This window comes from Pseudomonas sp. Z003-0.4C(8344-21) (assembly GCF_900104975.1).
Taxonomy (GTDB): Bacteria; Pseudomonadota; Gammaproteobacteria; order Pseudomonadales; family Pseudomonadaceae; genus Aquipseudomonas; species Aquipseudomonas granadensis.
Genome location: NZ_LT629756.1, coordinates 3,514,446 through 3,533,094, shown reverse-complemented (window position 1 = coordinate 3,533,094; position 18,649 = coordinate 3,514,446). Strand labels below are relative to the sequence as shown.

Below are 18,649 nucleotides of genomic sequence, written 5' to 3'. Positions count from 1 at the left end.
TGGTGTGCTCCTAAGGTTGTCGTTGGCTGGTGGTGACAGCCGTCAGTGGTGTGGGGGCCGTTTGGCGTTGGCCGTCCTGCTGTCGCTGCATATCTTCATCAGCCTTGTAGGCGCGGATGTCGATCAGCGAGGCAACATGGCGGATGTGCGCGTACTTCAACGCCTTGCGGCTGGTGTCCAGCGTGGTTATGGGAAGCTGGATCCGGCCGCTGTTGATCTCCGTCACAAACGACTGCTCGTTGAGATTGCGAAAGTATTGCTCGCGGACTTTTTCTAGCGGGATCAGGACGTCACCGAAGATTCGATAGAGCAGTTCGACGGTGGCCGATTCGGGCGCCGGATGCAGGCGAAGCGGATTCTGTGCAGCGTTACTCATGGCCTTGTCTAGGCTCCTTGCGTTGTTGTCGTGCCGGGTGGTTCCAGGCATTCAGGCAGTGGCGTCTGGTCAGCTCGCGCAGATGTTCGGGCACTTCGAGGAGCGCGGCGTTGCGCTCCTCGCGTGTGCGCATGGCAACGATCTGGCGGGCGTACTCCCTAGGCCACGTCACGGCGATCTGCTGGGATGGCAGGAAGATCGATGTCCAACTGCTCGGCCAGCCAGCGGATGCCGGCTTGCATGACGCGGGTCGATTGGCTGTACTGCATTCCGCATTTTTCGTCATACCAGGGGCTGTCCTTGACACGCAGGTACGCTTTGTCGCGCTTCGGGTTCGCTGGCAGGTTTCCCTTGAGCAAGCCTTTTTCCCGCATGAGAGCGATCAGTTTGGGACGAGTGAGGCCGAGTTGTGTGGCTGCTTGGGCGAGGGTGCGTTCCATATCTCTCTCCTATGCTGCGTGCGCAGCTGGAGTGGCCGCTGCAGCAAGGTGATTAATGGACTCAATGACCTCTGCGTAGATCTCGGCATCGGAGTCATACAAGGTGAAGCAGCGCGTATGCGGACTCTTGTTGCCGATGCTCAAGATCGCGGTGACGCCGCGGCGTGTATGAGTACGATGCAGCGCCACATGCAGGGGAAGTTCAAAACCCATGTCGAGGCTCAGCACGCCGCCGGTGTGCACCAGTTCGAACAAGCGCTGCTTGTCCTGGGCTTCAAAGCGACCGTATTGACGATCCGCATGTGGGAGATGCACCAGATCGCTGGAGTTGCTCGCGTCGAACGGACCGTTGGCAATCTCTTCAATAAAGTCTGCCAGTTTGAGGTGCATCTTCTTGTCGTTTGGCAGGGTCAGCGTGTGGCGTTCGCTGCCCAGCTCCACGACAAAAGTGCTTACCACTGCGCCGCGCTCAGCCTTGAGACGGAATGCCAGGCATTCACGCTTCGGTGCTGTGCGCAGGACATGGTTGAAGGTCTCGGTCAGGTTGACCTGGGCGTTGAGCAGCTGCAGGGTGCGGTTGTCGATCTTGTACTTGATCATGCCGCGTGCCCTCCACCGTTTGGGTCGAAACACTTGGCAGGAGGGCGACGTTTTTTGGAGGTTTGGATGCTAATAAAAGCGCAGCCACATTCTCGGGCCAGACGACGAACCTCGAAAATGCGGCAGGGGTCAGCAATGGTTGGGTGCAAATGAATCGTAGCTTTGGTATGCATGAATTTGCCTCGCTCTGTGGTTAAAGAGTGAGTGCAAATTAGCAACAGCTAATTCATTTCGCAATAGCAAATGCTAAATTTCAGATCTCAAGGTACTTTGACGGCTTTAAGATAGCCCCTACGTACTGGATTTTCTCGACGAGCTTTTCCTCCAGGAAGATAGGAGGGTAGCTGTCGTTAATGCTATCGAACCGGAGTTGACCGTCCCGGCGATAAATGAACTCTTTCACCATTGCCCTACCATCGGTGGTCCGCACGAGGACCTCATCGCCAGTCTGATAAGCATGATTCGGTTCAATGAGCACAAACTCTCCGTTTTTGATGCGTGGATGCATGCTGCTTCCCACGACTTTCAAGCCATACGCATCGGGATCGGAACTGATAATTTCCAAATATCCATCGCCATGACCTGGAGGATATTCAAGTGCGTCGAAGTAGCCATCAGTACCCAACATAGCCTTTCCCACTACGGGTACTGGAGCAGGGCGCCGGTGCTCGCTTGCTTCCCGCTCTTCAGCTGTTCTAAGGGCGGTTTCGTTGATGGTTGCATTGAAGAACGCGGGGTGGGGCAAAACTGGAGGCTTCAGGCCAAGAGCGATCCAAGCGGCGGTGATTTGATGCTGGTCTTCGGCGGAGTAGGTTCCCGTCGTAAGCAAATCAGCAGGAATTGCGAGCTTTTTTGCAAGGTTCGTGGCAGCTCGGTCACCCAATGTCCGGTGCCCGTTTAGGATCTGAGAAATGTACGAAGCGTCCACATCTGCATGCGCTCCGGCAAAGTCCTTGAGTTGGTTTTCACCAATCAGGGCTTTAAGAATCGTGAGGCGTTTTTCGTAGATATTCATATAGGGAATCATCCGTGCTCCGTTAGCAAAATGTAAATTACGTTTTGCTATTGCGGACCGGATTAGCAGTTGCTAATCTTGTGTTGAATAGGGGGTTAGCAATGACGCTTCTCGAATACATAAAGATCCTAGACGACGTACAGCTCAAGACCTTTGCCTCTCGATGTAATACCTCAGTCGGCCAATTAAAGCAGGTTGCTTATGGCAATCGTCGAGCGAACGCAGCTTTATCCATTTCGATTGATCGGCATAGCGGCAGTCGTGTGACGTGTGAGTCGTTAAGGCCAGACATTGATTGGCAATATCTGCGAACACAGGCACCAGCTAATCACAGAGTAGAAAACGCTGCATAGAAAAAAGGCGACCCAAGGGTCGCCCAGTTTCTCCCGACAGCATCACCACAATGCTATCGGGTCGTGATGTCAGAAGGCGAGCACACCACATGCCGTCGACTTTCATCGCGTTTCCAAGGCTCGGAAGCCTTGGTGTTGCTGCCGTTCTTACCACAGAGCTGGCAGCTGTTGCGCCAGGGGTGAACAACGGATTGTTCGTCCCGGCACGGTGCCGGTGTTGGTCTTACGAACCTAGCCGGCTTTGGGCCTCTCCAGACCACGCGGCAAATGTATCACCAACTTCTGTCGCGCGGCACTGGCAACTTTTAGGATTAATGCCATGAGCCGTATCGCTCTGAGTTCTCTGGAACGGGCGCAGCGGGAAATCCTGCCGCTCGATTTAGCGCTGTACCACGCCGCTCGCGATTACCCGGGCGGCGCTGCTGCCATCGCAGCCACCACTGGCCGCAACCCGACCACGCTGCAGCACAAGCTGTCGCCAACCCACCCGAGCCACTCCATCAACATTCAGGAGTTTGGTGAGATCCTCGAACTGACCAAGGATCGCCGCATTCTCGATGCTGTGCATGCGCTGGTCGGTGACACGATCTGGCAGGAGCTAGCCGACACCTATACCAACGACATGCCCGAGACTCTCACCACCGGCATCGCCGAATACTTCCGCCAAGTCGCGGATCTCGCCGAGACCTGGGCCAAGAGCATCGGCGACGGTGTCGTCACCGATCAGGAACTCGCCGCGATTCGCCTGCAGGTGTTCCGGGGCATCCAAGGGCTGCTGGGTTTGTTCAACCGCGCCACCTACGTCAACCAGACGACGCGAGGCGCTGATCGTGGCTGACATCGCCGATTTCGCCAATGATCTGGTGCAGGAACGCATCGATCAGGCCATGGCTGCGCGCAGCGCTGCCAAAGCAGAAAGCGCTGCCCATTCTTTGCTGTTCTGTGAAGCCTGTGACGATCCGATTCCGGAAGCACGCCGACTGGCCCAGCCGGGTTGCTCGCAATGCATCAGCTGCCAGTCCCTTTCTGAGCGGGGGATTCAGCATGCTCGATGAGGTGTTGGGGCAATTCGCCGATTACGGTCTGGAGCCAGCGCAACCGCTGGTGTTCGGCAAGCTGACCCGCTGCAAGACATCGCAGGACAAGGGCAAGGAAAAGAACGGCTGGTACGTGGTCCACGAGCAGCGCACGGAGAAGGGCGACACCCTGATCTTTGGCGCCTTCGGTGACTGGCGTTCGGGCGAGACGCAGAAGATCAAGGTCAAGGCCGGCCGCATGTCGCCTGAAGAGCGTGAAGTGATGCGCGCCCGCCAAGAAGAAGCTAAGCGCCGCGCTGCCGAAATCGCGAGTAACGCTGCGCGGCGGGCCGCGAAAAGGGCGCAGGGTTTGTTCGAGCGCATGCCGACCACCGGCCGAAGCGACTACCTGGACCGTAAGCAGATCGTTGGTATCAAAGTGCGTTACGCGCCGCGCACCGGTGCGGTACTGGTGCCGATGAACAATGCCCGTGATCAGATCATGGGCCTTCAGGTGATCTTTCCAAACAAGCAGGAAGACACCGGCCGCGACAAATCCTACTGGCCTTACGGGATGGCAAAGGAGGGCACTTTCCACCTGCTCGGTCCGCACCCAGTACCGGGCGAACCGGTGCTGGTTTGTGAAGGTTACGCCACCGGCGCCAGCCTGCACATGGCGACCTCGCTCGCTGTGGCCGTAGCCTTCGATGCGGGCAACCTGTTGGCCGTGTGCAAGGTCATGCGCGAGCGCTTCGCCGGTTGCCCGCTGATCATCTGCCGCGATGACGACTGGAAGACCACCAAGCCCAACGGCGATGCGTGGAACCCGGGTGAGGAGAAGGCTAGCAACGCCGCGCTGATCGTCGGTGCCCAGGTCGTTGCGCCGATCTTCTCGATTGAACGTCACGACAAGTGGACCGACTTCAACGATCTGCACGTCGCCGAAGGCCTCGACGCGGTTCGCCGACAAGTCCTCGCGGTGGTCCGCCCACCGGCAGCCGGTGGCTGGAAAGATCAGTTGGCTCGCAGTGAAAGCGGCGCCTTGATCGCGCACATGCAGAATGTCGAACTGATCCTGGCTCACGACGAACGCTGGGCCGGGGTGATCAGCTACTGCGCCTTCAGCTCGAAGATCGTCAAGCTGCGTGCGGCGCCTTATGGCGGTGGCACCGGCGAGTGGGCCGACATCGATGATGTGCGCGTGATGAAATGGCTCGCGCAGCAGTACAACCTGCGCGTGAAGTCCTCGCACGTGATTGAGGCCGTCAGTGTCGTGGCCCACGATCACGCATTTCACCCGGTGCGTGAGTACCTGAAGAAACTCGAATGGGATCGTGTGCCGCGCCTGGAGCGTTGGCTGACGGATGTCATGGGGGTGAAGGCAACGGATTACACCTCCAAGGTCGGCAAGCGCTGGATGATCTCGGCCGTGGCGCGGGTGATGAAGCCCGGCTGCAAGGCTGACTCGGTGATGATCCTCGAAGGCGTGCAGGGCGCCGGTAAGTCGACCGCCATGAGCGTGCTCGGCGGTGAGTGGTTCATGGACACGCCGTTTGCCCTCGGTGACAAGGATGGCTTTCAGGCGATTCGCGGTAAGTGGATTGTCGAGCTCGGCGAGCTGGACAGCTTTAACAAGGCTGAGAGTACCAAGGCTAAGCAGTTCTTCTCGGCGTCCACCGACACCTACCGCGAAAGCTATGGCCGCAGAACATTGGACGTGCCACGCCAGTGTGTTTTCGTCGGTACCACCAACCAGGACGAGTACCTCAAGGACGCCACTGGTAACCGCCGTTATTGGCCGGTGGCATGTACCAAGGTCGACGTGGCGTTGCTGCGCGAGATCCGCGACCAGCTGTGGGCCGAAGCGATGTTTTGCTTTGAGGCCGGCGATCTCTGGTGGGTAACGCGAGAGGAAGCGCCGATGTTCAGCGAGGAACAGGACGAACGCTTTGTGGTGGACGAATGGGAAACGCCCATCCTGACCTGGCTCGAAGAGTCGCAGATCGGCGAGACCACTACCGGCAGTGAAGTGATGAGTCAGGCGCTCAAGCTCGATCCCGGTCATTGGGGCAAACCCGAGCAGATGCGCGTGGGAGCGATCCTCCATCGACTGGGCTGGCGACGTTTCCGTTTGGGCGCCTTGAGCAAGAGCGGCCAGCGGCCCTGGGCCTACAAGAAACCGGATGGTTGGGGCAGGGCGCCTGTGCTGGAACAACCGGAGTTTGAGGAGCCGTGCTTCGATGATTAAAGCGATCGATATGGCTCTCAAACAATGGGCGCAGGAGCTGCACAGCGACGAGGTGGCCGCCGGTTACTCGGGCGGCAATATGGTCGCCATGATGATGGAGAGCGGTGGCCAGCTCGTGCGCGGCAGGCGTGGGAGCAGGGTGCCGCTGGAAGCCTCTCTGGACATCGAGCGTATCGTCAAGAAACGCCTCGATCCCGAGTTGAAGACGGTGGTGCAGGTGCATTACTTCCAGCCTGATGCGCCTTTGACTGCGCGTCTGGCCGAGAGTGGCTGCACACGCAACCTTTACTACCAGCGCCTGCATGACGCTCACATCGTGGTCGAGCACTTCCTCTTGGGGGAAGCGGCTTGAACGTGGGCATTACTCTGGCTCACGCCGTCCCACTGGCCTGCCTCCGTCCCACTGCTTTTTGCGGTGGTGGGACGGGCGCAGGCCCCGTCGTTGTTGGGCTGTCCCACCGTCCCACCTTTTTCATGCCTCCCGCCCGTGTATGCGTAGCGGGCATCAATGCGCGTGTTCACGCGCACGCGTGTTTTTAAATATTCTCTCTATACACGAGAAAGGAGAGTTAAAAGTAGGACGGTGGGGCTAAGCCCCAATCTACGGGGCTTTCAGACGTCCCACCTTGTTTTAGAGAGGTGGGACGCATGGGACGCCAGAAAAGCAAAAGACAGCCGGGATAGATATTCACCGACATTCGCCAGCTGTTCACCGGGCGTAACCCACACATTCACTGGATGGCATTAAAACGGCCTTGCTGCCACCAGAATCGACCTGTAAAAAGGGGCCATCTTCGATGGGTGCGACCGCAAAGCGCGGCAGGCCACCCACCACCTGACCCGGCCATTGCGCCGGGTCTTTTTGTTTAAGGGGCAGGGCAATGACGAACGAGCAACAGGCACTGGCAGAGATGCCGATCTGGTTGGTGATTGCCCTGTCATTGGTTGGCGGTGTGTCCGGCGAGATGTGGCGCGCCGACAAGGACGGGGCGAGAGGCTGGGCATTGTTGCGCCGCCTCGCACTTCGGTCCGGTGCCTGCATCGTGTGCGGCGTGTCAGCGATGATGTTGCTGTTCGGTGCGGGCCTGTCGATCTGGACAGCCGGCGCCCTCGGTTGCCTGACTGCGATGGCCGGCGCCGATGTCGCCATCGGCTTGTACGAGCGCTGGGTGGCCAAGCGGCTGGACCTGAGCGAGGCCGAGCCGAAGGCATGAGCCGGGCAGGCCCGGGAGGGCGCCGATTTTTACGGGTCCTCCCTGAAGGCCGCCCCCTACACGGGTTATCGAACTCGCGGAATCTCTCTAGCTGAAACCTTCGCAGGGATGTCCGTCTTTCCAAGTGCAAGACATCACTCAGCACTGATAACGATCACGTATGTGCTGGTTGTAATACGAACCCTTGGATACAGCCGCTATCAACCCGTTATATACGTCTAGGGGGACGTTGCAGAAGTCGTAAGTGTGGCCTTGTTGAAAACAGATCCTCATCCGTTTCGTGCTTGGATCGTAGCCAACGGCGGTGATTGCATCGGAACGCACGGCAATCATTTCCATGCCATCTCTCCATTTGAAAAAGCGTCTGCAAATACTAGTAGAGAGTCATGGATTTGCAGCCCTCCGCACAAAAGTGCCGGGGACCCTGGGGACTTTCAAAGGACACGGGGTCGGAAACCCGCGGGATTGTGTTAGAGGGAGTCCCGCCAGCTTACTGAAATTTCAATCATTGAAATCTGAAAGGACTCATTGAAAACCGCTGAAAAGGAGGGCTTATGACCGCAGCCACGTGCCTGTCCAAGAGCGACTTCGCCGTGCCATCGGCGGGTCATCGAGTTACATCACCTGGCTCAAGGAGAGCCGTCGACTGGTCCTGTCCCCCAACGGCAAGCAGGTCGACGTGCTGGCCACCGAAGCGTTGATCCGCGACACCACCGAGCCGAACTAGGCTGCCGTCGCTGCTCGCCACAACAGGATCGGCTTCAGGGCGATGTTGCAGCCACGTCGCAGCTCAATACGAGCCGACTAACATGGCTGCGCCGCCGCCCGCTGATCCTGCGCAAGGGGAGACTCCAGTCTTTGTGCAGAAGGCCGCATTGAAAAAGCACATCGCTCAATCATTCACTAATGAGCCTGTCGCTCCGGCCGGCGCGGCAACGCGCCGTCTTATCGAATCCTTGGGAAGTGGAGATGCAATTGACTGCTGCGAGTGAAGAAAGCTGTTCGTCTAAATTGCAAGGCACGCGCGTAGTTTGCATCTGATATGTATCTGAAAATATGGATTTGAGCGTGACGCGCGATTCGAAATTCGGTCTGGTCGCCTGTCGCATTGAACCCCTTATTGCGCAGCCTCAGCCGATTGCAACCCGTTGCGCGACGAACAACAACCGACCAAACACTGGCTATTTGCCGCCAAGCGACCAGGCTTATCTGTTAAATAGCTCCTTGTGCAAGTTTACAAACGCTTGAACAGTCATCGGTGGCTGTCCGGTGACTTCACCAATGATGAAATCCTCGCCCTCGAACACGCCGTGCTGGTAGTCCTTGGCAACTTCCAGCAGATGCTGAATGAGGAAAGGCTGTAGGCCATCGCTTTGCATTTCCTTGCGGTACTGATCCAGTGTTATCGCGACGTACTTGATCTCCCGATCCAATACTTTACCGACTTCGTCAGCCACGGCATGCTGGTTCATTTCGACCGGACCGTGAAGCGGATACGTCTTGCCTTTGTGAGGCTGCGGGTTTTGCAATATGGCAGCGATGAGCCGCGCCTGATCCTCTGCTGCAATCGGGGCATGACGACCTGAGCCAAAGGGGAGGCGAATCTCGCCGTGTTCAACGATATGTTTACGCCAATGCGGGTATATCAACCACTGTGCAAAGTACGTCGGTCGCAAGTGCGTCATGTCCAGCCCCGACCAGTCAAACACTCGTTCTGCGGTGTAGTGATTAAGGGCCGCGTGACTTTTGGCAACGCGACGTGCGGAAATTTGAGACATGTTTACAACTGACTCTACCCCGGCTTCTTTAGCAGCGAGAGCGAAGTAGGCAGTCGCTTCAATCAAGCCAGGTGCGATTGGGTAAACGAAATAAGCTCGCTTGATGCCTTCAAGCGCTGCTCGAACAGCGTTCAAGTCCAGCAGGTCCGCGACCACAACTTCGGCGCCCAATTGGCGCAGTTTGGCCGCTCGATCATCGTTCGTGCGGACGAGCGCACGTACCGCGTGTTTTTTCTGGCGCAGTATTTCAACGGTTCTCCGGCCGGTAAAACCACTGGCGCCGGTAACGAGTATGGTGGGGCTTGTCATCGATCTTCTCTCTCTTTTGGTTTTCGACTGCATAATGGCCATGGTTCGCATGATGGCTGCAATATGGTTATATGATAGCTATCATCTTTGTCAACGAGTTCTTTAGCTCTAGGGAATTCAGAACGTAAGTTTTAGAGGGGGTAGGCAGTGTAGGCGGGGACTGGAGGGACGTCAGCAATCTGACGAGAGGGCTGGCAACCACCGGAATGAGTACACCGCACGCCTAACGAGGGTCCGAATACAAAGTCGGCGGGTTGATGGATCATTTTCACGATGACGGCTTGGATTCAAATGCCTGCATGCCCAGCTTCACTGCAGGTCGGGCCTCTATCAACGCCAGCCAGCGTGCCATGCGGGGCAACTTCTCCCAATGAATTTGGTCGCGCACCGATCTTGCAAAAGTAAACGCAGAAATATCGGCCATTGAAAAGGCATCGCCCGCTATGTACCCGCCCTCGAGAAATGCCTCTGCCGTCATCAGATGTTCCAACGCTCGTCGGCTTAATGGTGCAGATGCATCTTGCTGCCCTATCTGGCGCAGAAAAAAAGCAGCGTGGCTTGGCGCGATAACATCCGTGACGAAGAAATAAAACCGGTCGTAGACCCGGTACCGTTGAGCACTCGGCCCTCTGGGCGACAGCCGACCAGGGGCGTGTTCGTCAGCATACTGAATAATGCCATTTGACTGATTGATTACAAGGGGAGGTGAGACGCTGTGATTTACAAATGTCGGAGCCTTACCTAACGGGTTAAGCGCCAGATATTCTGGGGCACGCTGATCGCCAGAGAGAAGGTCAAGGCACCTCGGGGTAAATTCTATGCCCGCCTCAGTCAAGGCGATTGCAGCTCGCACACTGTTCCCCGTTGATGCGCCATAAAGCTCCCGTATCTCAGACATAAAATTCTAACCTCGTAAAATTGGTTACGCGAATGCATCCACGAAGGACTACGTATTACGGTTTCAGCAATTTTGCTGACCTCTCAGAATTTCGTCGGCGCCGAGCACAGCCTCAGTGCCTCAATTTGTACTTGACTGGTGTGTATTTACACATATGATGGTCGTCATGAAAAGCCCCCATGGCGCCGACCTTTGTCATTGCCTCGCCGCCAGACGCCATGCGCGTCTGCTGACCCGCCTCTACGATCGGCATCTGTCTGCTGCGGGTCTCACTGCCTCGCAGTTTTCTACTCTTGCGTTGATCAATGAGCACCCCGGGATTCTGATCGCCGAATTGGCTGAGGTAATGGTCATGGAGCGAACTACGTTGGTTCGGGCACTGAAGCCACTGCAGAACGAAGGTTATGTCGCTAGCCATGCCGAAGGGCCGCGTTCTGCCATCAGGCTCACGCTGTCTGCGCAAGGACGAGCGAAGTTGGCGGAGGCCGAGCCCTATTGGAAAGCCGCGCAGCGTGAGCGTGAGGATCAAATCGGCGGGGTCGCAGCAGTTCTGATTCGTAACTCGCTTCTTCAGCAGGCCGGTGGCGAATAAATTTTTTTGCGTGTTTGGTGTGTAACTGCACATATGATTCTTACCCAGAAATGAGGAAGTACTCATGAAAGCTTTTCCAAGAGTTCCGTCCCAGAGCGCTGTCAATCCAGCGGAGCGAATCAGTGCGATCGACTTCGTGAACAGGCTCAATTGGTGGTTCGAGACTTGGGATGTGGAGGCAATGGTCGATGCTTTTCTACCGGACGCCGTCGCGTACCACTTCCATGGCACCATTCGTGGCCACGATGAGATTCGCCAGTTCTTCAAGAAGGACTATCCGTATCTGATTCCTGGCGTCAGCCGACACGCCACCAACCACATTGTCGATGCGGATGAAGACGGCGTCGTGGTGCGCTATCAGAATCTGCTGGTGCGCTACGCGACGCCAGAGTCGGCCGCGATACTGGGAGATGGCCAAGCCATCGATAGCCCCGATGATTTGCCTGCCATCTGGCTCTACTCGCCAATGATGGATCGCTTGCGTCGAACTGAACACGGCTGGAAAGTCTTCGAGCGGTTCATAGGTGGTTCAGCCATCAACATGAGGCTTAACCCACCGATTACTGATGCTGCTCAACTTGCCAAGTACATGCCCCAATTAAAGCAAGCGTAAGACCTGCCATCGTCGAGTAGAAATGAAAGGGGGGCGTTCCACACATATTCGGAATAGCGAAGCCCTTGCTAACAGTAAGTCAGTCTTCATCCTTTGAGCGGCGCTTAGCAGCCCGCTCTTTTTTTGTGGGAGTGACAGGCCAGGCATTAATGACCGATTGTAGAAACTGCTCAGACAGTTCAGGGCTATCCAGCGCTCTGGCAATGAGCATCGCCCCGGTGATCGATGAAAGGATGCGTAGTGACTCTTGGTACTTTTCTTCATGATTTGCGCCTTCGACCAACGCCATCAGGGTATCGATCAAATGCTCGACGCCTCTGGTGAAGGAGCTGCTGACCGTGCCACCGGTACGCGCGACATCCGCACCTAATGCAGGAATCGGACAACCCTCGGTCCAGTTATCCAGATGCGCTTGTGTCAGGTACGTCTTGACGAGCTCAGGAATAGATTTGGCATTCTGCCAATCCTGAATATTTGATTCAAATGTCCGGCTGACCGCTTCTGACGCGAGCTGTTCCTTGCCGCCCGGAAACTGTCCGTAGAATCCGCCATGGGTCAGTCCAACTGAGCGCGAGAGCTCGCCGATACCAATTCCGTCGATGCCTTTTTCCCGATACAGCCGTGACGCTGCAGTAAGGATGGCTTCTTTGTTGGCTGCGGCCTGGTCTTTCGTCACTTTCATGAAATTGCTCCTGTGGCCAGGTTGGCATCGCCTGGACATAACGATGTTGCTGGGCTGGCTTTCATGATATTCGTCATATAAAGTTGCTGCAATGGCTGTCTAGGCATCTGTAGAAGTCTCGCGGATCCCATGGCTTTAGCTCAAGTCAAATAATTTTCCGGTGGACCGGCCCCATGAAACGTAATGATCTGCGCTGTGTCGATCTGAATCTGCTGGTGGTGTTCGAAGCTCTTATTCAGGAGCGCAACCTCACCCGCGCCGCTGAAAAATTATCTCTTGGTCAGCCAGCGGTCAGCGCAGCGCTGGTGCGTTTGCGCAGGCTGTTCAACGACCCTCTGTTCGAGCGCATCGGTCGTCGAATGGTGCCCACCTCTCGTGCATTGCGTGCTGCACAGACGCTCGGGCCGGCGTTGGATTGCGTGTGTACTGCGATCGCCGACACCAGGGTTTAACCGGGCTGATCCCTTTTTTTGTCATTAAATATGATGGCTATCATTATTAGTGATAGCCAACTTCACTCCCTTCGATTCGTCGTGACCTCGTGCGAGGCCGAGAATCCGCAAATTCCCAAACCGTCTGGCGGACACAACCCATGGAACAGTCACTCAAACCTTTGCGTTATCCCCTTGCCGCGTTGGCGCTGGTAGCGCTTGCTGCGTGTGAACGCACACCCGATGCCGCTCAGGTTCCCGGGGCGCCGCACGTTACCGTCGCGAAAGTGCTTGAGCAACCCATCACCGAGTGGGATGAAGTCACTGCTCGCCTGGAAGCACCAGAAACCGTAGAGGTTCGCCCACGGGTGACGGGCCAGATCGAACGCGTGGCTTTTACCGATGGTGTGCTGGTGAAGAAGGGCGATTTGCTGTTCCAGATTGATCCGCGTCCGTTCGAGCATGAAGTGCATCGCATCGAGGCGCAGTTGCAACAGGCACGCGCCACGCTGATCCGCACTAGCAACGAGGCGCAGCGCGGACAGCGTCTGTTAAGCAGCAACGCGATCTCTGCCGAACTCGCCGACACTCGCACAACCACGGCGCAGGAAGCCCGGGCCGGTGTCGATGCGATCCAGGCGCAGCTGGATCTGGCGCGTTTGAATCTCAGCTTTACCCGCGTCACGGCGCCGATCACCGGTCGTGTCAGCCGCGCGGAAATCACCGCCGGCAACATTGTCACCGCCGACACGACCGCGCTGACCAGCGTGGTCTCCACCGACAAGGTCTACGCATACTTCGATGCTGACGAACGCATGTTCCTCAAGTACAGCCTGCTTTCCCGCCAGGGCCAGCGCGGCCAGACCACGCCGGTCTACATGGGGCTTTCGAACGAGGAGGGCAACACGCACCTTGGGCAGATGAATTTTGTCGACAACCAGGTAAACCCGAAAACCGGCACCATCCGAGGCCGTGCGGTTTTTGATAACGCTGGCGGTCAATACACCCCTGGTCTGTATGCGCGCTTGAAACTGGTGGGTAGCGCTGCGTATCCCGGTCTGTTGATCAAAGACGAAGCGGTCGGCACCGACCTCGGCAAGAAATTCGTGCTAGTGGTCGGCCAGGACAACAAAGCGGTTTATCGCAGCGTTGATCTGGGGCCGAAACTGGAAGGCCTGCGCATCGTGCGCAGCGGCTTGCAGAAAGAAGATCGCATCGTCATCAACGGCCTGCAGCGCGTCCGCCCAGGTGCTTTGATCGATCCGCAGGACGCGCCGATGGCGAGCCCGGAAACGGTCACCACACTGGCTCGCCAGCGTCAGGCAATCGAAGCCGCCAATCAACCGGCTTCAGCTAAATCGCCTGCGCTGGTGAATGCTGAATCTGCCGCTGCACCTCGCGGATAAGGAGCACTGACATGAAGTTCTCCCAGTTCTTTATCACGCGGCCGATTTTCGCCGCAGTGCTATCGCTGCTGATCCTGATCGCCGGAGCCATCTCGCTGTTCCAGTTACCGATCAGCGAATACCCGGAAGTGGTGCCACCGACCGTGGTGGTCCACGCCAACTACCCCGGCGCCAACCCGAAAGTCATCGGTGAAACCGTGGCCGCGCCGTTGGAGCAGGCGATCACCGGCGTCGAGAACATGTTGTACATGTCCTCGCAATCCACCGCTGACGGCCGACTGACCCTGACCGTGACATTCGCTTTGGGCACCGATCTGGACAACGCCCAGGTCCAAGTGCAGAACCGTGTGACCCGCACCGAACCCAAGCTGCCAGAGGAAGTGACGCGCATAGGTATTACCGTCGACAAGGCTTCTCCCGAGCTGACCTTGCTGGTGCATCTGGTGGCACCGGACAAGCGCTACGACATGCTCTACCTGTCGAACTACGCGATCCTCAACGTCAAGGATGAGCTGTCGCGCCTCGACGGTATCGGCGATGTGAAGATGTTCGGTATCGGTGATTACTCGCTGCGTATCTGGCTCGATCCGAACAAGACCGCTTCGCGCAATCTGACCGCAACCGACGTAGTTAACGCGGTGCGCGAGCAGAACCGTCAGGTCGCTGCAGGACAACTGGGTTCGCCGCCGGCACCGAATGCCACGAGCTTCCAGATGTCGATCAACTCCCAGGGGCGTTTGGTCAGTGAAGAAGAGTTCGAGAACGTCATTATCCGCAGCGGTCCGGATGGCGAGATCACGCGTCTGAAAGACATCGCCCGGGTCGAGTTGGGCTCCAACCAATACGCCTTGCGCGCCTTGCTCAACAACGAGGAAGCGGTGGCGATGCCGATCTTCCAGCGTCCGGGCTCGAATGCGATCGACATCTCCAACCAGGTGCGGGCGAAGATGGCGGAACTGAAGAAGAGTTTCCCGGAAGGCATGGACTACGAAATTGTCTATGACCCGACGATCTTCGTGCGCAGTTCGATCGAGGCAGTGGTTCACACCCTGTTCGAAGCATTGATTCTCGTGGTACTGGTGGTGATCCTGTTCCTGCAAACCTGGCGCGCCTCGATCATTCCGCTGGTCGCGGTGCCGGTGTCGCTGATCGGTACGTTTGCCGTGATGCACCTGTTCGGCTTCTCGTTGAATGCGCTGTCGCTGTTCGGCCTCGTGCTGGCGATCGGGATCGTGGTGGACGATGCGATCGTGGTGGTGGAGAACGTCGAACGGAACATCGAGTCGGGGCTGGAACCGGTCGAGGCGACCAAAAAAGCCATGGGCGAGGTGACCGGTCCGATCATTGCCACGGCGCTGGTGTTGTGTGCGGTGTTCGTACCCGCAGCCTTTATTTCCGGCTTGACCGGGCAGTTCTACAAGCAGTTTGCGTTGACGATTGCGATCTCTACGGTGATCTCTGCGTTCAACTCCTTGACCTTGTCACCGGCCCTGGCCGCCGTGTTGCTCAAGGCACACGGCGCACCGAAGGACCGTTTCTCCAAAGTGTTGGATCGCCTGCTTGGTGGCTGGCTGTTCAAACCTTTCAACCGCTTCTTCGATAAGGCCAGCCATGGCTATGTGATTGCCGTGGCCAAGATCATTCGCGGCAGCAGCGTGGCGTTGCTGATATACGCAGGTCTGATCGCCTTGACCTACATGGGCTTCAGCACCACGCCGACCGGTTTTGTGCCGACCCAGGACAAGAAGTACCTAGTGACTTTCGCCCAATTGCCGGACGCCGCGAGCCTGGATCGCACCGAAAACGTGATCCGGCGCATGAGCACCATCGCCATGAACGAACCGGGCTTCGACAGCGCCGTGGCCTTCCCGGGCCTTTCGATCAACGGCTTCACAAACAGTCCGAATGCCGGCATCGCCTTCATCGGTTTGCGGCCGTTCGATGAGCGCAAGGATCCGAGCCTGTCAGCCGGGGCGATTTCCGCTTCGCTGAACGCCAAGTTCGGCAGCATCCAGGACGCCTACATCGCGGTGTTTCCGCCGCCGCCAGTGCAAGGCTTGGGCACCATCGGCGGGTTCCGTTTGCAGATCGAGGACCGGGGCAACCTGGGTTACGACGAGCTGTACAAAGAAACCATGAACATCATCAACAAGAGCCGCAGCGTTCCGGAGCTGGCCAACCTGTTCACCAGTTACACGATCAACGTGCCGCAGATCGAAGCCGCCATTGACCGCGAAAAAGCCAAGACCCACGGCGTGGCGATCAACCACATTTTCGACACGTTGCAGGTGTACCTGGGCTCGCTGTATGCCAACGACTTCAACCGTTTCGGGCGGACCTACCAGGTCAACGTACAGGCCGAACAACAGTTCCGCCAGGAGCCGGAACAGATCGGCCAATTGAAGGTGCGCAACGACCGCGGCGAGATGATCCCGTTGGCCACCTTCGTCAAGATCAGCCCTAGTTCGGGGCCTGACCGCGTCTCGCACTACAACGGTTTCGTCACCGCCGAAATCAACGGCAGCGCTGCGCCAGGCTACAGCTCCGGCCAGGCCCAGGCGGCGATTGAAAAACTGCTGAAAGAAGAATTGCCGAATGGCATGACCTACGAATGGACCGACCTGACCTACCAACAGATCCTGTCCGGCAACACCGCGTTGCTGGTGTTCCCGCTCTGCGTGTTGTTGGCGTTCCTGGTGCTGGCGGCGCTGTATGAAAGCTGGAGCCTGCCATTGGCGGTGATCCTGATCGTGCCGATGACCCTGCTGTCGGCGATTGCCGGGGTGATCATTTCCAAGGGCGACAACAACATCTTTACCCAGATCGGCCTGATCGTGCTGGTTGGTCTGGCCTGCAAGAACGCGATCCTGATCGTCGAGTTCGCCAAGGACAAACAGGAGCAGGGCATGTCGCCGCTGGATGCGGTGCTGGAGGCTTGCCGCATGCGGTTGCGGCCGATCCTGATGACCTCGTTCGCCTTCATCATGGGTGTGATTCCGCTGGTGACGTCCACTGGTGCCGGCTCCGAAATGCGCCGGGCGATGGGGGTTGCGGTGTTCTCCGGGATGCTCGGCGTAACTTTCTTCGGCTTGCTGCTGACGCCGGTGTTCTTCGTGCTGATTCGTCGCTCCATTGAGCGCAAAAACGCACGCAAGGTCGCCAAGGTTCACCCAACAACCGCATTGCATCCGGAGGCACACTGATGAACACCTTGAAGCTTTTTTTTCCCAGCCTTCTCGTCGTTGCGCTCGCCGCGTGTACGGTCGGTCCCGACTACAAGACGCCTGACACCGCGCCGGCCACTATCGTGTCGATCCAGGGCGGGCACTACGATCAATCGCGGTTTGAAACGGTGTGGTGGCAGCAATTCGATGACCCCACGCTCAACCAGTTGGTGAGCAAATCCCTGGAAGGTAACCGCGATCTGCGCGTGGCGTTCGCCCGCTGGAAAGCGGCCCGAGCGATTCGGGACGACGTCAGCAACGACAATTTGCCGGTGGTTACCAGCCGCGTCAGCAGCCAACAAGGAAAGGGCCAAGTGCCCGGTCAGACCGAAAGCCGCGTCAATCAGGAACGCTATGATCTTGGCCTCGACATGGCCTGGGAAGTCGATCTGTTCGGTCGCATCCAGCGCCAACTGGAATCCAGCGACGCTCAGGAAGATGCTGCCGCCGCAGACTTGTATCAACTGCGCGTGACGATGATTGCCGAGTTGGTGGACGCCTATGGCCAATTGCGCGGCGCACAACTGCGGGAAAAGATCGCCCTGGCCAACCTGAAGAACCAGCAGGATTCGCGCAGCGTGACGGTCAGCCTGCGCGATGCGGGTGCGGGTAATGAACTCGACGTAGTGCGCGCCGATGCACGTCTGGCTGCGGTCGAGGCTACGGTGCCGCAACTTCAAGCGGAGCAGGTGCGGCAGAAAAACCGCATCGCCACGCTGCTGGGTGAGCGTCCGAATACGTTGAGCGTGTCGTTGAACCCCGCCGAGTTGCCAGCCATCGCCAAAGTGCTGACAATTGGTGATCCCGCAGAGCTGCTGCGTCGGCGCCCGGATGTGCTTGCCGCCGAGCGCAGGCTGGCTTCCTCCACTGCGGATATCGGTGTGGCCACCGCCGACTTGTTCCCGCGCGTGAGCCTGAGCGGTTTCCTTGGTTTCACCGCCGGCCGTGGTTCGCAGATTGGTTCCAGTGCCGCCAGGGCCTGGAGTCTGGGACCGAACATCACCTGGGCAGCATTTGATCTGGGCAGCGTGCGGGCGCGCATTCGCGGTGCCGACGCCAATGCCGAAGGCGCGCTGGCGACCTATGAACAGCAAGTGCTGCTGGCGCTGGAAGAGTCTGAAAACGCCTTCAGCGACTATGGCAAACGCCAACAACGCTTGTTGTCGTTGATCAAACAAAGCGAATCGAGCCGCGCCGCTGCCGACCTTGCGGCCATCCAGTACAAGGAAGGAACCGTGGATTATCTGGTGCTGCTGGATGCGCAGCGCGAGCGGCTCAACGCCGAAGATGCTCAGGCACTGGGTGAAACCGATCAGTACCGTGGCATCGTCGCGATCTATAAAGCGTTGGGTGGTGGTTGGGACAGCGGTGACGGCAGGGTCGCGAGCGTTTATTGATATACCGATCGAAACCCCTGGCGGAATCTTTGGCACAATATCAGAAGCGATTTAGAG

General features: G+C 57.7%; 21 protein-coding genes. 13 read left to right on the top strand and 8 right to left on the bottom strand.

All coding sequences use genetic code 11. The features are described from left to right. Window positions 1–10: 10 nt before the first annotated feature. The 4 genes from BLU24_RS16070 to BLU24_RS27890 form a co-directional block, all read right to left on the bottom strand. On the bottom strand, window positions 11–376 hold the full coding sequence (locus BLU24_RS16070; RefSeq protein ID WP_093101815.1) for a pyocin activator PrtN family protein: 366 nt from the start codon (window positions 374–376) through the stop codon (window positions 11–13). Window positions 377–534: 158 nt separating this feature from the next. Next, a complete protein-coding gene (locus BLU24_RS16060) occupies window positions 535–816 on the bottom strand; it encodes a phage antirepressor KilAC domain-containing protein (protein ID WP_008086765.1) in 282 nt (93 codons plus the stop codon). Window positions 817–825: 9 nt separating this feature from the next. Beyond that, a complete protein-coding gene (locus BLU24_RS16055; protein ID WP_093101813.1) occupies window positions 826–1,416 on the bottom strand; it encodes a hypothetical protein in 591 nt (196 codons plus the stop codon). Window positions 1,417–1,669: 253 nt separating this feature from the next. After that, a complete protein-coding gene (locus tag BLU24_RS27890; protein ID WP_093106741.1) occupies window positions 1,670–2,431 on the bottom strand; it encodes a S24 family peptidase in 762 nt (253 codons plus the stop codon). A 101-nt stretch (window positions 2,432–2,532) separates the two neighbouring features. On the opposite strand from BLU24_RS27890, the gene BLU24_RS16045 reads away from it, so the two are divergent. The 6 genes from BLU24_RS16045 (at window position 2,533) to BLU24_RS16020 (ending at window position 7,262) form a co-directional block, all read left to right on the top strand. Then, window positions 2,533–2,784: a transcriptional regulator gene (locus BLU24_RS16045; RefSeq protein WP_081500541.1), complete on the top strand. Its 252-nt coding sequence runs from the start codon at window positions 2,533–2,535 to the stop codon at window positions 2,782–2,784. A gap of 319 nt (window positions 2,785–3,103) precedes the next feature. Next, complete coding sequence (locus BLU24_RS16040) at window positions 3,104–3,622, top strand: phage regulatory CII family protein (RefSeq protein WP_009049401.1); 519 nt, start codon at window positions 3,104–3,106, stop codon at window positions 3,620–3,622. Further along, the gene (locus BLU24_RS16035) at window positions 3,615–3,839 is read left to right on the top strand and encodes a TraR/DksA family transcriptional regulator (protein ID WP_008080171.1); all 225 of its coding nucleotides are present in this window, start codon (window positions 3,615–3,617) and stop codon (window positions 3,837–3,839) included. Before BLU24_RS16040 ends, BLU24_RS16035 begins: the two co-directional genes overlap by 8 nt. Then, a complete protein-coding gene (locus BLU24_RS16030) occupies window positions 3,829–6,048 on the top strand; it encodes a VapE domain-containing protein (protein ID WP_093101812.1) in 2,220 nt (739 codons plus the stop codon). The genes BLU24_RS16035 and BLU24_RS16030 overlap by 11 nt, the downstream gene beginning before the upstream one ends. Continuing rightward, window positions 6,041–6,400 carry a PA0613 family protein gene (locus tag BLU24_RS16025; protein ID WP_093101811.1) on the top strand — a complete coding sequence of 120 codons (360 nt, stop codon included), beginning with the start codon at window positions 6,041–6,043 and terminating at the stop codon, window positions 6,398–6,400. Before BLU24_RS16030 ends, BLU24_RS16025 begins: the two co-directional genes overlap by 8 nt. Window positions 6,401–6,929: 529 nt before the next feature. Next, on the top strand, window positions 6,930–7,262 hold the full coding sequence (locus tag BLU24_RS16020) for a phage holin family protein (RefSeq protein ID WP_008080174.1): 333 nt from the start codon (window positions 6,930–6,932) through the stop codon (window positions 7,260–7,262). Window positions 7,263–7,400: 138 nt separating this feature from the next. Here the strand turns inward: BLU24_RS16020 and BLU24_RS16015 are convergent, their stop codons facing one another. Beyond that, entirely contained in the window at window positions 7,401–7,535 is a 135-nt protein-coding gene (locus BLU24_RS16015) for a KTSC domain-containing protein (protein ID WP_231990229.1), read from the bottom strand. Between the two features lie 295 nt (window positions 7,536–7,830). On the opposite strand from BLU24_RS16015, the gene BLU24_RS28025 reads away from it, so the two are divergent. Continuing rightward, on the top strand, window positions 7,831–7,989 hold the full coding sequence (locus BLU24_RS28025; protein WP_231990161.1) for a hypothetical protein: 159 nt from the start codon (window positions 7,831–7,833) through the stop codon (window positions 7,987–7,989). A gap of 478 nt (window positions 7,990–8,467) precedes the next feature. Here the strand turns inward: BLU24_RS28025 and BLU24_RS16005 are convergent, their stop codons facing one another. Together BLU24_RS16005 and BLU24_RS16000 are read right to left on the bottom strand one after the other, a co-directional pair. Further along, window positions 8,468–9,349 carry an NmrA family NAD(P)-binding protein gene (locus tag BLU24_RS16005; protein WP_093106737.1) on the bottom strand — a complete coding sequence of 294 codons (882 nt, stop codon included), beginning with the start codon at window positions 9,347–9,349 and terminating at the stop codon, window positions 8,468–8,470. 268 nt (window positions 9,350–9,617) lie between these two features. Further along, window positions 9,618–10,247: a glutathione S-transferase family protein gene (locus tag BLU24_RS16000; RefSeq protein ID WP_093101809.1), complete on the bottom strand. Its 630-nt coding sequence runs from the start codon at window positions 10,245–10,247 to the stop codon at window positions 9,618–9,620. A gap of 166 nt (window positions 10,248–10,413) precedes the next feature. On the opposite strand from BLU24_RS16000, the gene BLU24_RS15995 reads away from it, so the two are divergent. Both BLU24_RS15995 and BLU24_RS15990 read left to right on the top strand, forming a co-directional pair. Continuing rightward, window positions 10,414–10,839, top strand: a complete 426-nt coding sequence (locus tag BLU24_RS15995) for a MarR family winged helix-turn-helix transcriptional regulator (protein WP_231990160.1) — start codon at window positions 10,414–10,416, stop codon at window positions 10,837–10,839. A 64-nt stretch (window positions 10,840–10,903) separates the two neighbouring features. Further along, entirely contained in the window at window positions 10,904–11,452 is a 549-nt protein-coding gene (locus BLU24_RS15990) for a nuclear transport factor 2 family protein (protein WP_093101807.1), read from the top strand. A 79-nt stretch (window positions 11,453–11,531) separates the two neighbouring features. Here BLU24_RS15990 and BLU24_RS15985 read toward each other — a convergent pair whose 3' ends face one another. Continuing rightward, window positions 11,532–12,134 carry a TetR/AcrR family transcriptional regulator gene (locus tag BLU24_RS15985; RefSeq protein ID WP_093101806.1) on the bottom strand — a complete coding sequence of 201 codons (603 nt, stop codon included), beginning with the start codon at window positions 12,132–12,134 and terminating at the stop codon, window positions 11,532–11,534. 173 nt (window positions 12,135–12,307) lie between these two features. Here BLU24_RS15985 and BLU24_RS15980 point away from each other — a divergent pair, with 173 nt between their 5' ends. The 4 genes from BLU24_RS15980 (at window position 12,308) to BLU24_RS15965 (ending at window position 18,592) form a co-directional block, all read left to right on the top strand. Then, entirely contained in the window at window positions 12,308–12,586 is a 279-nt protein-coding gene (locus tag BLU24_RS15980) for a LysR family transcriptional regulator (protein WP_093101805.1), read from the top strand. Between the two features lie 140 nt (window positions 12,587–12,726). Next, complete coding sequence (gene mexE / locus BLU24_RS15975) at window positions 12,727–13,971, top strand: multidrug efflux RND transporter periplasmic adaptor subunit MexE (RefSeq protein WP_093101804.1); 1,245 nt, start codon at window positions 12,727–12,729, stop codon at window positions 13,969–13,971. A gap of 11 nt (window positions 13,972–13,982) precedes the next feature. After that, window positions 13,983–17,174: an efflux RND transporter permease subunit gene (locus BLU24_RS15970; protein ID WP_093101803.1), complete on the top strand. Its 3,192-nt coding sequence runs from the start codon at window positions 13,983–13,985 to the stop codon at window positions 17,172–17,174. Beyond that, window positions 17,174–18,592: an efflux transporter outer membrane subunit gene (locus BLU24_RS15965; protein WP_093101802.1), complete on the top strand. Its 1,419-nt coding sequence runs from the start codon at window positions 17,174–17,176 to the stop codon at window positions 18,590–18,592. The genes BLU24_RS15970 and BLU24_RS15965 overlap by 1 nt, the downstream gene beginning before the upstream one ends. Window positions 18,593–18,649: the final 57 nt, after the last annotated feature.

Coding starts and splice junctions, on each gene's coding strand:
- BLU24_RS16070 (WP_093101815.1), bottom strand. CDS start 376: ATGAGTAACGCTGCACAGAATCCGCTTCGCCTGCATCCGGCGCCCGAA.
- BLU24_RS16060 (WP_008086765.1), bottom strand. CDS start 816: ATGGAACGCACCCTCGCCCAAGCAGCCACACAACTCGGCCTCACTCGT.
- BLU24_RS16055 (WP_093101813.1), bottom strand. CDS start 1,416: ATGATCAAGTACAAGATCGACAACCGCACCCTGCAGCTGCTCAACGCC.
- BLU24_RS27890 (WP_093106741.1), bottom strand. CDS start 2,431: ATGAATATCTACGAAAAACGCCTCACGATTCTTAAAGCCCTGATTGGT.
- BLU24_RS16045 (WP_081500541.1), top strand. CDS start 2,533: ATGACGCTTCTCGAATACATAAAGATCCTAGACGACGTACAGCTCAAG.
- BLU24_RS16040 (WP_009049401.1), top strand. CDS start 3,104: ATGAGCCGTATCGCTCTGAGTTCTCTGGAACGGGCGCAGCGGGAAATC.
- BLU24_RS16030 (WP_093101812.1), top strand. CDS start 3,829: ATGCTCGATGAGGTGTTGGGGCAATTCGCCGATTACGGTCTGGAGCCA.
- BLU24_RS16025 (WP_093101811.1), top strand. CDS start 6,041: ATGATTAAAGCGATCGATATGGCTCTCAAACAATGGGCGCAGGAGCTG.
- BLU24_RS16020 (WP_008080174.1), top strand. CDS start 6,930: ATGACGAACGAGCAACAGGCACTGGCAGAGATGCCGATCTGGTTGGTG.
- BLU24_RS16015 (WP_231990229.1), bottom strand. CDS start 7,535: ATGAGGATCTGTTTTCAACAAGGCCACACTTACGACTTCTGCAACGTC.
- BLU24_RS16005 (WP_093106737.1), bottom strand. CDS start 9,349: ATGACAAGCCCCACCATACTCGTTACCGGCGCCAGTGGTTTTACCGGC.
- BLU24_RS16000 (WP_093101809.1), bottom strand. CDS start 10,247: ATGTCTGAGATACGGGAGCTTTATGGCGCATCAACGGGGAACAGTGTG.
- BLU24_RS15995 (WP_231990160.1), top strand. CDS start 10,414: ATGAAAAGCCCCCATGGCGCCGACCTTTGTCATTGCCTCGCCGCCAGA.
- BLU24_RS15990 (WP_093101807.1), top strand. CDS start 10,904: ATGAAAGCTTTTCCAAGAGTTCCGTCCCAGAGCGCTGTCAATCCAGCG.
- BLU24_RS15985 (WP_093101806.1), bottom strand. CDS start 12,134: ATGAAAGTGACGAAAGACCAGGCCGCAGCCAACAAAGAAGCCATCCTT.
- BLU24_RS15980 (WP_093101805.1), top strand. CDS start 12,308: ATGAAACGTAATGATCTGCGCTGTGTCGATCTGAATCTGCTGGTGGTG.
- mexE (WP_093101804.1), top strand. CDS start 12,727: ATGGAACAGTCACTCAAACCTTTGCGTTATCCCCTTGCCGCGTTGGCG.
- BLU24_RS15970 (WP_093101803.1), top strand. CDS start 13,983: ATGAAGTTCTCCCAGTTCTTTATCACGCGGCCGATTTTCGCCGCAGTG.
- BLU24_RS15965 (WP_093101802.1), top strand. CDS start 17,174: ATGAACACCTTGAAGCTTTTTTTTCCCAGCCTTCTCGTCGTTGCGCTC.